Source organism: Rheinheimera gaetbuli (assembly GCF_054781935.1).
Genome location: NZ_BAAGTL010000046.1, coordinates 1 through 13,687, shown reverse-complemented (window position 1 = coordinate 13,687; position 13,687 = coordinate 1). Strand labels below are relative to the sequence as shown.

At 53.0% G+C, this 13,687-nt stretch carries 15 protein-coding genes and 2 pseudogenes; 7 read left to right on the top strand and 10 right to left on the bottom strand.

Annotated features, from left to right (window positions below):
• Positions 1-481 (top strand): annotated as a pseudogene (locus tag ACYVIC_RS19775) (hypothetical protein); the annotation flags it as partial.
• Between the two features lie 152 nt (positions 482-633).
• Positions 634-903, top strand: a pseudogene (locus ACYVIC_RS19770) (helix-turn-helix domain-containing protein); the annotation flags it as partial.
• On the opposite strand, the gene ACYVIC_RS19765 reads toward ACYVIC_RS19770, so the two are convergent.
• Complete coding sequence (locus tag ACYVIC_RS19765) at positions 900-1,136, bottom strand: heavy-metal-associated domain-containing protein (RefSeq protein ID WP_092797183.1); 237 nt, start codon at positions 1,134-1,136, stop codon at positions 900-902. The pseudogene ACYVIC_RS19770 and the gene ACYVIC_RS19765 sit on opposite strands and share 4 nt — an antisense overlap.
• 164 nt (positions 1,137-1,300) lie before the next feature.
• Here ACYVIC_RS19765 and ACYVIC_RS19760 point away from each other — a divergent pair, with 164 nt between their 5' ends.
• On the top strand, positions 1,301-3,667 hold the full coding sequence (locus ACYVIC_RS19760; RefSeq protein ID WP_147904808.1) for a heavy metal translocating P-type ATPase: 2,367 nt from the start codon (positions 1,301-1,303) through the stop codon (positions 3,665-3,667).
• 13 nt (positions 3,668-3,680) lie between these two features.
• The gene (gene cueR / locus ACYVIC_RS19755; RefSeq protein ID WP_460862711.1) at positions 3,681-4,085 is read left to right on the top strand and encodes a Cu(I)-responsive transcriptional regulator; all 405 of its coding nucleotides are present in this window, start codon (positions 3,681-3,683) and stop codon (positions 4,083-4,085) included.
• Between the two features lie 66 nt (positions 4,086-4,151).
• Here cueR and ACYVIC_RS19750 read toward each other — a convergent pair whose 3' ends face one another.
• From ACYVIC_RS19750 to ACYVIC_RS19725, 6 genes are read right to left on the bottom strand one after another with little or no spacing between them, the layout of a single operon-like run.
• Entirely contained in the window at positions 4,152-4,667 is a 516-nt protein-coding gene (locus ACYVIC_RS19750) for a DUF411 domain-containing protein (protein WP_215398801.1), read from the bottom strand.
• 20 nt (positions 4,668-4,687) lie between these two features.
• Entirely contained in the window at positions 4,688-5,173 is a 486-nt protein-coding gene (locus ACYVIC_RS19745) for a YybH family protein (RefSeq protein ID WP_147904812.1), read from the bottom strand.
• A 38-nt stretch (positions 5,174-5,211) separates the two neighbouring features.
• Positions 5,212-6,102, bottom strand: coding sequence for a CopD family protein (locus ACYVIC_RS19740; protein WP_460862708.1), 891 nt, complete (start codon positions 6,100-6,102; stop codon positions 5,212-5,214).
• Between the two features lie 17 nt (positions 6,103-6,119).
• A complete protein-coding gene (locus tag ACYVIC_RS19735; protein WP_008224208.1) occupies positions 6,120-6,515 on the bottom strand; it encodes a copper resistance CopC family protein in 396 nt (131 codons plus the stop codon).
• 33 nt (positions 6,516-6,548) lie between these two features.
• A complete protein-coding gene (locus ACYVIC_RS19730; RefSeq protein ID WP_460862705.1) occupies positions 6,549-7,724 on the bottom strand; it encodes a copper resistance protein B in 1,176 nt (391 codons plus the stop codon).
• Complete coding sequence (locus ACYVIC_RS19725) at positions 7,721-9,532, bottom strand: copper resistance system multicopper oxidase (protein WP_445426669.1); 1,812 nt, start codon at positions 9,530-9,532, stop codon at positions 7,721-7,723. Before ACYVIC_RS19725 ends, ACYVIC_RS19730 begins: the two co-directional genes overlap by 4 nt.
• Positions 9,533-9,687: 155 nt before the next feature.
• Between ACYVIC_RS19725 and ACYVIC_RS19720 the strand changes: the two genes are divergently transcribed.
• Both ACYVIC_RS19720 and ACYVIC_RS19715 read left to right on the top strand, forming a co-directional pair.
• A complete protein-coding gene (locus ACYVIC_RS19720) occupies positions 9,688-10,374 on the top strand; it encodes a heavy metal response regulator transcription factor (RefSeq protein ID WP_008950841.1) in 687 nt (228 codons plus the stop codon).
• Positions 10,367-11,758, top strand: coding sequence for a Cu(+)/Ag(+) sensor histidine kinase (locus ACYVIC_RS19715; protein ID WP_008950842.1), 1,392 nt, complete (start codon positions 10,367-10,369; stop codon positions 11,756-11,758). The genes ACYVIC_RS19720 and ACYVIC_RS19715 overlap by 8 nt, the downstream gene beginning before the upstream one ends.
• A gap of 33 nt (positions 11,759-11,791) precedes the next feature.
• On the opposite strand, the gene ACYVIC_RS19710 is transcribed toward ACYVIC_RS19715, so the two are convergent.
• The 3 genes from ACYVIC_RS19710 to ACYVIC_RS19700 all read right to left on the bottom strand — a co-directional run bounded on the left by ACYVIC_RS19710 (position 11,792) and on the right by ACYVIC_RS19700 (position 13,394).
• Positions 11,792-12,415 (bottom strand): LysE family translocator, encoded by a 624-nt coding sequence (locus ACYVIC_RS19710; RefSeq protein ID WP_460862703.1) that lies wholly within the window; start codon positions 12,413-12,415, stop codon positions 11,792-11,794.
• 174 nt (positions 12,416-12,589) lie between these two features.
• Positions 12,590-12,754 (bottom strand): hypothetical protein, encoded by a 165-nt coding sequence (locus tag ACYVIC_RS19705; RefSeq protein ID WP_157999935.1) that lies wholly within the window; start codon positions 12,752-12,754, stop codon positions 12,590-12,592.
• Positions 12,755-12,917: 163 nt separating this feature from the next.
• Positions 12,918-13,394 (bottom strand): endonuclease I family protein, encoded by a 477-nt coding sequence (locus ACYVIC_RS19700; RefSeq protein WP_460862700.1) that lies wholly within the window; start codon positions 13,392-13,394, stop codon positions 12,918-12,920.
• A gap of 26 nt (positions 13,395-13,420) precedes the next feature.
• Here ACYVIC_RS19700 and ACYVIC_RS19695 point away from each other — a divergent pair, with 26 nt between their 5' ends.
• Complete coding sequence (locus ACYVIC_RS19695) at positions 13,421-13,654, top strand: tyrosine-type recombinase/integrase (protein WP_008950847.1); 234 nt, start codon at positions 13,421-13,423, stop codon at positions 13,652-13,654.
• The last annotated feature ends 33 nt before the right edge of the window (positions 13,655-13,687 follow it).

The following is a 13,687-nucleotide window of genomic DNA, read 5'->3' as shown; positions in this document are numbered from 1 at the left end:
AGCTTTGGGGCGGCTGAAGCGCAGCGTAAGCCGTCCCAGCCGCGCATGCGGCGACAATAGCGCCTTGTTATACAAACTGACAACTTACCGCTTTTTTGGTGTTGCAGAGATACTGTATGTATTTCGTGGCAAAGGCGGTAAAGATCGAGTCACGATGTTACCTGAAAAGCTTGTTGAACCCCTTAAATTGCATATTGAAAAGGTTCGTGATCTTCATGAAAAGGATCTTTGCGAAGGTGAGGGTAAAACAAGTCTCCCGCCAGGGCTCGCTCGAAAATACCCTTACGCAATTTCTGATTTTAAGTGGCAATTTATATTCCCATCATCTGTCAGGTGTAAGCATCCAGTGGATGGATATGTTTGCCGCCATCACTTGCATTGGACGTCCCTAACAAAGAAATTAAGGAGCGCTGTTATACCATTCCGTCTAGTTTTCTGTTCTAATTTCAGGTTTCGAATAATCACTCGCTTAGCTTTATGAATCAAACCGCTGAAGAACTCCTCAAGCTCTCCCGAGCGGAGAAAAATGCGCGTAAACGCATGCGTTTACTCGCGATCGCGCAATTCCTTGAATGTAAAAACCGCACACAAGTCGCTAATCAATAGAAGGTCAGCCGCACCAGCGTCAATAACTGGGTGTCAAGTTACCTTGAAGCGGGCTTGGATGGTCTTGAAGCCCGCAAAGCAAAGGGGCGGATTCCTTATCTCAGCGCACAACAGCAAAAGCAATTAGGCGAGTTTATTGAATCGCATAGCCAAAGTGAGCAAGGTGGCAGACTGACCGGCGAGAAAATTCTTCACTACATCAAAACCGAGTTTGGTGTGGAGTACCACCACAACGCTATTTATAAACTCCTCAAACAGCTGGGATTTAGCACCACCTTAAGGTGGCTTTTTCGTTAGGCGCTGTGGCAGGTGTTCGCCGGATTACAGCAGCTGGCTTTGACTTCTGTCGCCGGATATCCCGCCTCTGTTAAGACCTCCATTACCTCTGCAGAGCTCAGTTCCGTGCTGAGCTGCAGCGTTTTGTCGGTCAGGTTAGTCTGTATTTTTGCATCACCATCTGCTGTGAGGATGGCTTTGGTAACCATGCTAACGCAGTGGCCACATGTCATGTCAGCGATATGGAATTTCATAGTGTTTCTCTCCTGTGGTGTGTTCATGACACAAGCTAATGCTTGCCACTGTGGTACAGTCAAGCCGCTATTTTAAGTTTTTTTGAAAGTTGTTTGACCTTGCCATAATGGTAAGGTTTAGTCTTGTTATGCCTGATAACATTTCTCAACCTGGAGTTACGGATATGGCAGCAACAATACAACTTGCAATAAAGGGCATGACCTGTGCGTCCTGCGCGAATCGGATTGAAAATGCACTGCGCGCTGTGGCCGGCGTGACCTCAGCCAGCGTCAACCTGGCAACAGACATCGCAACGGTAGCAGGCGATGCCCGCTTTGACGAGCTTAGTGCAGCGGTAACCCGTGCCGGCTATGAACTGGACACGGCTAACCGGCAATATGCGGTAAAGGGTATGACCTGTGCGTCTTGCGCCGGCCGGGTGGAAAAAAGCCTGTTAAAGGTGCCTGGTGTGCTAAGCGCGTCAGTAAACCTGGCTACAGAGCAGGTAAGCCTGACCCTGTTACCCGCCACAGAAGACCGCGCCCTGAAACAGGCCGTTGCCGATGCCGGGTATGAGCTGATCCTCAGCCAGGCTTCGCCTGAGGCTCAAAATTCCCCTGCTCAACCACGACGTTTTTATCAGCGTGACAGCTGGCCAGTGATCGGTGCTGCCTTACTCACCCTGCCGTTAGTATTGCCGATGGTGGGCATGCTGTTCGGTGCCGACTGGATGTTGCCTGCCTTGTGGCAATGGCTGTTAGCAACACCGGTACAATTTTACTTTGGCGCGCGCTTTTACAAAGCCGGCTGGCATGCACTGAAAGCGGGCACCGGCAATATGGACCTGCTGGTATCAATGGGTACCAGTGCCGCTTATGGCTTATCGCTCTATCTGTGGTACAGCTTTGATGGGCATCATGGCGCACCACACCTGTACTTTGAAAGTGGCGCGGCAGTATTAACCCTGGTACTGCTGGGTAAGTTACTGGAGAAACGCGCCAAGCGGCGTACGACCGATGCGCTGCAAGCACTGGAAAACTTAAAACCGACATCAGCAAGGGTCTGGCGCAATAATAGCTGGCACAGTATTGCAGCGGCTGAGCTGCTCAAAGGTGATCGCATTCAGGTGCTGCCAGGAGAACGGATACCGGCCGACGGCATAGTGACAGAGGGCAGCAGCCACGTGGATGAGGCACTAATCAGCGGCGAAAGTGTGCCGCTGCATAAAACCTCTGGCGATAAAGTGACGGGCGGCTCGGTTAATCTCGATGGTCGGCTGGAGTTCGAGGCCAGCGCCTTAGGTGCAGAATCCACCTTGTCAAAAATTATCCGCCTGGTAGAGCAGGCTCAGGGCGCGAAAGCACCAGTGCAAGCCCTGGTGGATAAGATAAGCAGTATCTTTGTACCGGTAGTATTACTGGTCGCCTTAGCCACCGTGCTGATTTGGGGTCTGGCGTTTGCCGATTGGCAGCAAGGTATTCTTAATGCAGTAGCGGTATTGGTTATAGCCTGTCCCTGTGCTTTGGGTCTGGCCACTCCGGCGGCCATTATGGCCGGTACCGGCACAGCGGCGCGCCAGGGTATTTTGGTGAAAGATGCTGTCGCGCTGGAGCAGGCGACAAAAATTGATTATGTGGTGTTTGATAAAACCGGCACCCTCACCGAGGGTAAACCCGTATTAACGCAGCTGAATGCGCTTAACAACGAAACTGAGTTGGCCGCACTGGCCTATGCGTTATCACAGTACAGCGAACACCCACTGGCCAAAGCAATTGTTAGCTATGCTATCAACCACAATGTCGATTTATTGGCAGTATCGGATTTTGCTGTAGTGGCCGGAAAAGGCGTGAAAGCTAACGTCAAAGGCCGTGCGGTAATGCTGGGCTCAGGTAGCTGGATGAGAGAGATGGGGCTGACATTACCGCAAGACCTTATCGCAGTGCCGGGCGCCTCGGTATCCTGGCTGGCAGAGAAAACTGCTCAGGGCACGACATTACTCGGTTTGCTGTGTTTTGCCGATAAAGCCAAAGCCCAGGCAAAAAATGCGGTACATAAATTACAAGCTGCCGGTATTCAGGTTGCCATGTTAACGGGTGATTCAGCGGCCAGCGCCGAGTATGTTGCCAAAGAGCTGGGGCTGGATAACTTTAACGCCGAAGTGCTGCCGCAGGGTAAAGCACAAGCCGTAGCGGCCTATCAGCAGCAAGGCTATAAAGTAGCGATGGTGGGCGATGGCATTAATGATGCCCCTGCTTTGGCTCAAGCTGATTTAGGTATCGCGATGGCAACAGGTACCGATGTTGCGGTCAGTGCGTCTGCATTTACGCTGATGCGTGGCGACCCGGAACTGGTTGCGACAGCACTGCTGCTCGCCAGTGCAACCTACCGTAATATTCAGCAAAATCTGTTCTGGGCCTTTGCCTTCAATACTATCGGTATACCGCTGGCGGCGCTGGGCTTTTTAAACCCGGTGATTGCCGGCGCAGCGATGGCCTGTAGCAGTGTGCTGGTGGTAACCAATGCCCTGCGTTTGCAACGCATGTCTTTTTAACAAGGAGCAGCAAATGGCGACCTTACTGACCATTGGTGATGCGGCAAAAGAGAGTGGCTTAAGCGCCAAAATGATCCGGCACTATGAGCAATCCGGTTTGCTGAGAAAATCACCACGCACTGATGCCGGTTACCGGCTTTACAACAGTGAGCAAATTAACCAGCTACGTTTTATTCGTCAGGCACGCAACCTGGGGTTTTCGTTACACGATATCCAGTCGCTGCTGGCATTATGGCAAGACCCACAGCGTGAAAGCCGGGTGGTAAAACAGCTGGCTCAGCAACACCTGGATGAAATTGCCGACAAAATTGCCGAGCTGCAGCATATGCAGCAGGTGCTGACGGCGCTGGCCGACAGCTGCCGGGGCGATGGCAGCCCACATTGCCATATCTTGCAGCAACTGGCGAAACCCGGCTGACATTATCGTGCTTCAATAAAAAAACACCACTTTTAAAGTGGTGTTTTTTTAAGCGCCTATTATTGGCTACTGCATCGAAGCATCGCTGATGTGGGCGTAGACGCTGGCGCTGCCATCTTTGTTTAGCAGCAGAATGTCGTACGGCATAAAGCGGTCTTCGACCTCCATGCCCGGTGAGCCGAGCGGCATCGCCGGTACACTCAGGCCAATCGCATCCGGATGCGACTCAGCGAGGAATTGCCGGATGTATTTAGCAGGGATATGGCCTTCAAAAGCATAGCCCTGCTCCGATACGGCGGTGTGACAGGAATAATACTGTGGTGAGATACCGTAGCGGGCTTTAATGCCACTTAAATCATCATAATTTTTCGTGTGTGCAACCACTCCCTGCTGTTCAAGGTGCAATACCCACTTTTTACAGCAACCGCAGCTTGGCGTTTTGTATACCGTGAGGGTTAGTGCTGCCGCATTGCCAGCACTGTCGGACAAAGCTGTAGTTTCCGGTTTAGCCGGGCCGGCGTCTTTACAACCAGCCAATAGCGCAGTGGCTGCCAGCATTGCCGCTATCAGAGTTAACTTCATAGTGCTCTCCCGCTGTTGCCTTAGTGCGACCAGTGCACATGCACGATCTTCCAACCGTCGCCGTTATCTACCAGCACCAGCGTTTCTTTACTGATAACGTCAACCGGCTTGCCTTTATAGTCGCCAGTCAGTTGGCTGCGGCTAACCGAATAGGCCACCTTGCCCAGCACCTTGGTCTGATGTTCCAGCGCCTCTACCTGTACCGCCGCCATAAATTTCATATCGGCCAGCATATGGTGACTGGCATACTCATCTGCCGAGCGCTCTACGCCATTACCTTCGACAATCAGTACGTCATCTGCCAGCATGGCGCGGGCAGCATTGGCATCACCAGCGCGTAACGCCTGATGAAACGCTTTTACCGCCTGAGCGGCAGCGGTGCTTTCGCCGACAAACAAGGCCGGGGCGGCATGCTTTTCATTGCCGTGCGCCTGCACACTAACGGGGCATAGCAACGCCAGGCCCAGGCTGATGGCAGACAAGGTTTGAATTTTATTGCGAAACATATTAGGTATCCTGTTGTAATTATTAGAATAAAGCAGGCTTAATGTGCTAAGCCCACCACAGTGGTAAAGCTGCTGCTGGTTGCCAGAACCAATAGCGCCAACAGCATTTCGATAAAAATAGACCGTGCCAGCAAGCGGCTGTTCTGATGCTTCGCCAGCGCGTTGACCAGCTTAAATTTATGCCAGGCGGCCAGCAGTAACATGGCCGCGACCAACATCAGCTTAAACAGCAGCAAACGGCCATAATCGGTTACAAACAACTGGCTAAGTGGGTCAAGCAGTTGCAGTAAGATCAACACGCCACAGCTGATAAGCAATACCAGCAGATAAAGCGCAACCTGACCGAACTGCTGCATCAGCGCCAGCAGCCTGTCTGGTGCCAAGCGGTAACAGCTTTGCCACAGCGGCAGCAAGGAGCCTACCCAGGCCGCTATTGCCAGCACATGCAGCGTCAGTAACAGCTGCCACAGGCCTGCCAAACTGGCCACATGGCCGGTTTGGCTGAAACTGCCGGCCAGCAAAAACGCAGCCAGGCTAACAAGCGCAATGCTCACCGTGTTGCCGCTGTGTTTAACGCGCCGGGCCCAAAGCCACAGCGCTGCATAACCGCATAACCATAAAAGCAGCTGGGTGCGCATTGCCGATTGCCAAACCATCTGTAGCATCAGCCTGTCGGCCATGCCAGCTACGCCTGTTTCGGCCAGCGCACCAGCCTGCAGCGGCAGATACAGTAACGCCAGCACCATACCTGCGGCCGACCACCCCAGTACAAGGCGTTTTAACCACAGCCAAAAGGCAAGGCTATCAGACGGTGGCTGAGCCAGCGCCGGCAACTGCAGCAAAAACGCCGCACCAATACTGCCGCTAACCGCTAAATAACTCAGCAGCTTGTGGGCGAATAAGGCTAATACCCAGGTATCGCTAAACATCGCCAATCTCAAGCCATCTAGTGCTGATGCGCGTGCGCGCTATCAGCTTTCACCCCGGCGTCAGCGCCGGCGTGGAGCATAAAACTGAAATCACCTTTCATTTTATGACCGTCTTCGCCCAAACCTACCCAGTTAACCTGATAACTACCGATCTCCAGCACTGGCAACGGCCAGCTAAACTGCGTGGCGACAGCGGTGGGCGTAAAGCCAAAATCGACAGTGTTACCGTTATCGTGCAACAGCGTGACTTTCGTCAGCCGGATCGGGCCACTAAAGCTGATACTGAGTACATCCGGTGCCTGCATTAGCATGGCGTTATCCGCCGGCACCGAGCCGCTTTGTTTAACATGCGCCAGCACAGGCCCGGCAAACGCCAAACAGAGCAGAGTAAGCAGCGGGATTAATTTTTTCATGTTGATCACCTTATTTATTAAAACCCTGATCTATTAAAACCAGAAACGCACACCGGCAACCCAGGATGTTTCTGCTGTCGATGCATCCTGCAGGCGGGCAAAATCTGCCGTGTTACCATATTTGTTATGCCACTCTACCCCGACATAGGGTGCGAACTGGCGGGAGAATTCATAGCGCAGCCGAAGCCCTGCCCCCAGTGAAGACAGGCCTTTACCCAGCTGATTGACCTCATCGTCTTTGCCATAGGCTGTCAGCTCCGCCCGGGCCTGCAGGATCAGGCGCTGCGTTAACAGCAGCTCATATTCCGCTTCGGCACTTAACGCGGTGCGACCACCAGTGCCCAGATAAGCCGTGACATCCACTTCAAACCAGTACGGCGCCAAACCCTGCACACCCAATGCTAACCACTGCCGGTTGGTGCCATCGGCAACCTGATCCAGGCGCAGCCCAAGCTGACCATCCCAATAGGCTGCTATCGCGTGGCTCCATAACAGCTCGGTGCTGCTCTCTTCCAGCTTGCCGTCACTGACTTCAGCTTCGGTTTTCAGCACCAACCGATCATAGGTCGTACCATACCAGGCTTGCAGCTCCAGTTCGCCAGCTTCACTGTCGGCATTGTATTCCAGCCGATCGCCCAGCACGGACCACTGTGGATGTTCAACGCCGTGCTTTAAATGGCGTGAATCGGCCATGCCATAGGGCCCGTCAGTCAGGGTGTAGCCGTTGGAGTAGGCATGTGGATCGCGGGCATTAGCCGGCGCCTTACCGCCTTGCATCTGCATATCGGCATGGTTCATCGTGCTGTGATCCATACTGCTGTGATCCACGGCCTGCTCAGCGTGGCCCATTTTACTGTGGTCCATGCCGCTATGATCCATCTGACTGTGATCCATGTCACTAGGGTTCGTCTGGCTATGGTCAACCGCCTGCTCAGCGTGGCCCATTTTACTGTGGTCCATGCCGCTATGATCCATCTGACTGTGATCCATGTCACTAGGGTTCGTCTGGCTATGGTCAACCGCCTGCTCAGCGTGGTTCATCTTGCTATGATCCATTTTGCCGTGGTCCATTTTGCTGTGGTCCATGCCACTGTGCGTTGGTACCGGCGGTTTCTCAGTGGCGTTCTGCGCTGCCACGCCAGGGCTGAGCGCCACAGTACAGGCCAGCGCCAGCAGCGACAAGGTTAGCGTTACGTTGGCTGTTTTCATGACACCACCACTTCTCTGAACATACCCGCATCCATATGGAACAATAAATGACAATGCCAGGCCCAGCGCCCGACATCATGCGGCGTGGTTAAAAAGCTGATGCGCTGCGCCGGTTGCACCGGAATGGTATGGCGGCGTACCTGTACGGCACCGTTGTCACTTTCCAGATCACTCCACATACCGTGCAAATGCATCGGGTGGGTCATCATGGTGTCGTTTTGCAAGATCACCCGGATACGCTGATTGTGCTTCATATGCACCGGTGTGCTTTTACTGAACTCTAAGCCATCGAATGACCAGGTGTAGCGCTCCATATTGCCGGTCAGATGCAGCTCAATTTCCGCCTCCGGGCCGCCCGGTTCAATAATACCGTCCAGCGAATGTAAATCGGCCAGGGTCAGCGCGCGCCGCCCGGTATTGCGCAAACCAATGCCCGGATCGTCCAGGTTGGTTCTTGGCATATCCACCCGCATATCCACCGACGGGCCATACTCGGTGCTGGCATGACGCACAGTTGAACTGGCTTTGGCATAAGGCACCGCCGGGCCATGCTGACTGTGATCGATAGCCATAGCACCATGCTGGCTATGATCTTCCGCGCCATTGCCGTGCGCCATCGCGCTGTGGCCGTGGCTGTGGCTGTCGCTTGCGCCATGGTTCATATTACCCATCATGTCAGCCATCGTCAGCCACTCCACCGGATCCAGTGCCGGCACCGGGGCGTGCAAGCCCTCGGCCACGGCCAGGGTACCGCGGGCATAGCCACTGCGGTCCATACTCTGGGCGAAAATGGTGTATGCATCCGCTTGTGGCGACACGATAACATCATAGGTTTCGCCCGGGCCAAAGCGGAATTCATCCACCGTCACCGGGTGCACATTCTGGCCGTCAGCCTGCACCACGGTCATTTTCAGCTCGGGAATACGCACATCAAAAAAGCTGTTGCTGGAGCCATTGATAAACCGCAGCCGCACGCGCTCACCGCGCTTAAATAAACCGCGCCAGTTGGCCAGCGGTGTGCTGCCATTCATTAAGAAGGTTAAGACAGCGGCTGACAAATCCGCTAAATCGGTTGGATTCATGCGCATTTGCTGCCACATCTGCCGTTTTGCCAGCGCCGCGTCCAGCCCTCTGTCAGTGATATCGCGCAGCATGTCCTGCACTGTTGGCTGATTAAAATTGTACAAATCACTTTGCACTTTTAATTTGCGAAACACCGTATGTGGATCTTCATCGGTCCAGTCTGACAGCTGCACCACATATTCGCGATCGGCGGCAATTACATCCTGCGCTTTGGGTTCAATGATCAGCGCGCCATACATGCCGGTCATTTCCTGAAAGCCACTGTGCGAGTGATACCAGTACGTGCCGCTTTGCTTTAACGTAAAACGATAGACAAAGGTTTCGCCGGGCATAATGCCTCTGAAGCTCATGCCGGGTACGCCGTCCATCTGGTAGGGTAAAATAATACCGTGCCAGTGAATTGAGCTGGGCACCGACAAGGTATTGGTTACCCGTATGGTGACCTCATCGCCTTCGCGCAAGCGTAAGGTCGGTGCCGGTATCGAACCATTGATGGTGGTGGCTTTACGGACCACGCCGGTAAAATTTACCAGCGCTTCGCCGATGGTTAAATCAATCACGTTACCGCTGAGCTCAGTGGCATAGCCGGTAAAGGCATTATCTTTAAAGGCGCTACCCGCCCTGACGATATGCGGAAAAGTGGCCAGCACGCCGCCCACCGCCAGCCCCTGCACAAACCGGCGCCGTGAAACCGATACCGGCATCATGGTGTTAGCCTTTATCATCTGCAACCTCCAATACTCTCTATATGCGTAGCAGTGTAGAGGACGAAACTGTCAGCAGCATGACCTGAACATGACAAAGTTGTAATCTTGCTGTCATGTTGCTGTTTGGCAGTTTATGGCCTAATACTGCCAAAGCTATGTTTGGAGATGACAAGATGCGTTTGCTGATTGTGGAAGATGAACAAAAAACCGGCGACTATCTGAAGCAAGGCCTGAGCGAAGCCGGTTTTCAGGTGTCACTGGTCAGAAATGGCCTGGATGGCCATCATCTGGCGATGACAGAAGATTTCGATTTAATCATGCTGGATGTGATGCTGCCGGACGTCAGCGGCTTACGCATTGTGCAGGCGCTAAGAGAAAACCATAACCACACGCCGGTACTGTTTCTGTCGGCCCGCGACAGTGTCGACGACCGGGTAAAAGGCCTGGAGCTTGGCGCCGACGACTACCTGATCAAACCCTTTGCTTTCTCTGAAGTGCTGGCCCGGGTCAGAACCCTGCTACGGCGTGGTCAGGCCGTACCGCAGTCAGAATTATTGCAGGTCGCCGATTTACAACTGGATATCGCCAAGCGTAAAGCCAGCCGCAGCGGCGCCAAAATAACATTGAGTAATCAGGAATTTAGCTTGCTTGAGCTGCTGATGCGCCGCCGCGGCGAAGTACTGCCACGCTCGCTTATCGCCTCGCAGGTGTGGGATATGAATTTTGACAGCGACACCAATGTTATCGATGTAGCTATCCGCCGCTTGCGCGCCAAAATTGATGATGGCTTTGCGGCAAAACTGATCCACACCGTGCGCGGTATGGGCTATAAACTGGACGATGAGCAAACTGATGCATAAAGCTGGCAAACGCCCTCTCTCGATCACCGTTCGCGTGGTACTTTTTGTCGCGCTAACCATTTCGATTTGCCTGTTCTTCGTGCAGCAATTACTGCTCAGCTCAGTCGAACATCACTTTATCGAGCAGGACGCCGACGAATTAGCCGTGATCCTGCACGCGGTTGAGCACACGCTGACTACCGCTCAGGACGGCCAGCAACAGCCGGCACAGACGCTGGCCAAAGCGGTATCGGGCCATCACGGTGTTTACTATCAGGTGATGGATAGCCAAAACCGCTTACTGTACCGCAATGCCGACGTTGACTTAAGCCTGCTGGCTGCCAACACCCCGGCCAGCGCCGACTACAATGCCAAAACCATCCACCACTGGCAGCTGGACGGCAAAGCCTATCGCGGTGTGTTCAGCCGCCTGACCACGGCAGATCAGCACTATAAGGTAATTGCTGCTATTGATATCAGTTTTCATACCCATTTCTTGGCGCAGTTACAGCGCAGCCTGGGGCTGATTTTACTCGGCTCTGCACTGCTCACCTTGCTGGCGGCCTGGCTGGCGGTGCATCAGGGGTTGAATCCACTCAGAGGCCTTAGCGAACAAATGCGTGATATTCAAACCAGTAAACTGGATATTCGCTTGTCCCCGGGCGAGGTCCCGACCGAACTGCGCCACATGGTGCAGTCTTTTAATCTGATGTTAGATCGGCTGGAGCAGGGGTTTACCAAGCTGTCGCACTTTAGTGCCGACATCGCCCACGAGCTGCGCACGCCGCTGACCAATATGATCACGCAAACGCAGGTCAGCTTATCGCGCGCGCGCAGCGCCGACGAGTACCAGAATCTGCTGTTCTCCAATCTGGAAGAGCTGGAGCGGCTGAATAAAATGATTAGCGATATGCTGTGGCTGGCCAAAAGTGACAATGGCCTGTTAACACTGCAAAAGCAGCCGCTGGAGCTAAAGCAGGAAGTGGCCGCAATTTTCAACTTTTTCGAAGCCTGGGCGGCAGAAAGTCAGGTTGGCCTTAGCTATCACGGTGCCAATATTATTGTGCAGGCAGATCGCACCTTGCTGCGCCACGCCCTGACCAATTTATTATCCAATGCGCTTAGGTATACCCCGCCCGGCGAAACCATTACCGTCAGCACCACCGCAGCAGCCGACAGCACCACCATCACGGTAGAAAACCCGGGCCAGCCGATCCCGCCACAGCATTTGCCGTTTTTATTCGATCGCTTCTATCGTGCTGACGCCTCGCGCCAACGCCAGATAGAAGGCTCGGGTTTGGGCCTAGCCATTACCAAAGCCATAGTCGATGCTCATCAGGGCCAGTTAAGCGTCGAATCAGATGCGCGCTCTACCCGCTTTAGCATCAGGCTTAAACTGGCGTGACGTCGGTTAAACTCACCGCGGTGCTATGCGGTATTAGCCAAGTAACATCCACAGCGCCACGCCAAACATCAGGCTGGCGCCGATGCGGTTTAAATACTGCACCCGGTTAGTTTTACTAAAAAACAGCGCCAAAGCTTTGCCGCCACTGGCGTACAGCAACATAGAGCCAAATTCCAGCAACAGAATAATTGCCACTAACACCAGCAACTGCGGCCAGAATGCCAGCTGGCTATCGATAAAGGGCGGCAGCAGCGCCATATGAAACGCCCAGCCTTTGGGGTTAGACACTGCCGTAATAAAACCCTGGCTAAATAAAGTACGCCGCGCCAGCGTGGCAGGCAGCTCGCCTGGTTGCGGCAACGCCAGTTTGCCTTTAGCACGCCACATTTGCAGGCCTATGTAAGTGAGATATACCGCACCGGCAACTTTAAAACCCTGAAAAAAAGCCGGAAACTGCAGCATTATCGCCGCCACACCGCACACCGCCAGTATTGCCACCAACGCCACGCCGAGCATTTCGCCCCACATCATCCACAGCGTACGGCGCACGCCCTGGCTCATGCCCAACGTCATCGCCAGTGTCATGCACATGCCCGGGGTAACCGAAACAAACAAAAACGTCGGAATAAACGCGCCCAGCAACGCCAGATTAACCATAACCACCTCAACTGCAAGATGGCGCTATTCTGGCCGGTTGCAGCAGCGCCAGCAAGGGCGTTAAGCGGGGTTTTTAGTCAACCCGGCGCAGTAGCAAAATTATTCACAAAGAGGTTTTATTGCAATGGTAAGCAGGCAAAGTAGGAACGCTATTTAAAGGATTTAGCCCAAAAATCAAAGCGACTCTCGCGGTATATCTTTGCCTTGCCCTGCACGCAGTTCTTCCTGCTGCGGTAACTCCTGCCAGCATCCTGCCAACTCACGTACGGTTTGCGGCCAGTCGGCGTGATAGCCTTTGTAGTCTTGCTCGTTACCGGGATAAGTAGTTGGTTCAGTCATAGCTAGCTCCAAGCCCTTATTTGAGAGTAAGTATAACGTTGCTGGTTGCAGAATCTAGTAAGCATTACCTTCCCGCATTTGTTATTAGATAGTTACCCTGACACCATTTCTTGCTTTCGCCTCTTTTAATGCATAAATTAATCACTATAATTTAACTTTTTAATTACGTTGCACAAAAAGGAATCGGTGCTATGGAGCAACAATCTGTTTTAAAAGATGTTTTTATCTCAATGGGTGCATGGGTTTGCCTTGATAGCAGCTGGGTTACCACACCCTCAGCGCGGTTTTTATGCCCAAGAGACCAGGTGCGCTCTCCGGTTACAAAGGGATTTGAATGCCCCATACGTTTTGCAATGCGTCTATCTCGCTCGCGCTCCCACTCGGTAACGGGAAACTGCTTATCCCAAGCCATTAAAAGCTGCTGTTGTTGGCGAGACATGTTGAGGTCATAACGGTCGTGCATGTAAAAGTAAATCCGAGCGATTTGCCCTTTAATCGCATCGCGCGGCTCTGCGGCTCTTGCACTAAAATCGATTTTAACCGGACATTGACCATGCTGCGGCTTGGCATTAGAAAGCATGGTGAAGTTGAAATTGGAGCGGTCGGCATTGACTGGAACAGCTTTATCAGCGATACCCATCGAGTGATCAAGATGTGCTCTAGAGAGTGGGCTGTACTGAACAAACTTTAAGATGGAATGGTATTATACGGTCAGGTGTTCAGAAACACGTTACCGCACACACATTCAGGCACTCTTTCGCAACGCAGCTTTTAAAAGCGGGAACAGACATTCGTACAGTTCAAGAGCTGTTAGGGCATACGGATTTGAAGACAACTCAAATATATACACATGTCATCGGTCAACATTCATCAGGGACAATTAGCCCTATAGACCGATAATTTCGTTTTAAATAAACCGGGCTTCATGTCCGG

Bases quoted from the DNA above. Each gene is read 5' to 3' on its own strand.
- ACYVIC_RS19725 (WP_445426669.1), bottom strand. From the start codon at position 9,532: ATGATAAAGGCTAACACCATGATGCCGGTATCGGTTTCACGGCGCCGG.
- ACYVIC_RS19730 (WP_460862705.1), bottom strand. From the start codon at position 7,724: ATGAAAACAGCCAACGTAACGCTAACCTTGTCGCTGCTGGCGCTGGCC.
- ACYVIC_RS19720 (WP_008950841.1), top strand. From the start codon at position 9,688: ATGCGTTTGCTGATTGTGGAAGATGAACAAAAAACCGGCGACTATCTG.
- ACYVIC_RS19760 (WP_147904808.1), top strand. From the start codon at position 1,301: ATGGCAGCAACAATACAACTTGCAATAAAGGGCATGACCTGTGCGTCC.
- cueR (WP_460862711.1), top strand. From the start codon at position 3,681: ATGGCGACCTTACTGACCATTGGTGATGCGGCAAAAGAGAGTGGCTTA.
- ACYVIC_RS19765 (WP_092797183.1), bottom strand. From the start codon at position 1,136: ATGAAATTCCATATCGCTGACATGACATGTGGCCACTGCGTTAGCATG.
- ACYVIC_RS19715 (WP_008950842.1), top strand. From the start codon at position 10,367: ATGCATAAAGCTGGCAAACGCCCTCTCTCGATCACCGTTCGCGTGGTA.
- ACYVIC_RS19750 (WP_215398801.1), bottom strand. From the start codon at position 4,667: ATGAAGTTAACTCTGATAGCGGCAATGCTGGCAGCCACTGCGCTATTG.
- ACYVIC_RS19710 (WP_460862703.1), bottom strand. From the start codon at position 12,415: ATGGTTAATCTGGCGTTGCTGGGCGCGTTTATTCCGACGTTTTTGTTT.
- ACYVIC_RS19705 (WP_157999935.1), bottom strand. From the start codon at position 12,754: ATGACTGAACCAACTACTTATCCCGGTAACGAGCAAGACTACAAAGGC.
- ACYVIC_RS19745 (WP_147904812.1), bottom strand. From the start codon at position 5,173: ATGTTTCGCAATAAAATTCAAACCTTGTCTGCCATCAGCCTGGGCCTG.
- ACYVIC_RS19740 (WP_460862708.1), bottom strand. From the start codon at position 6,102: ATGTTTAGCGATACCTGGGTATTAGCCTTATTCGCCCACAAGCTGCTG.
- ACYVIC_RS19700 (WP_460862700.1), bottom strand. From the start codon at position 13,394: ATGGGTATCGCTGATAAAGCTGTTCCAGTCAATGCCGACCGCTCCAAT.
- ACYVIC_RS19735 (WP_008224208.1), bottom strand. From the start codon at position 6,515: ATGAAAAAATTAATCCCGCTGCTTACTCTGCTCTGTTTGGCGTTTGCC.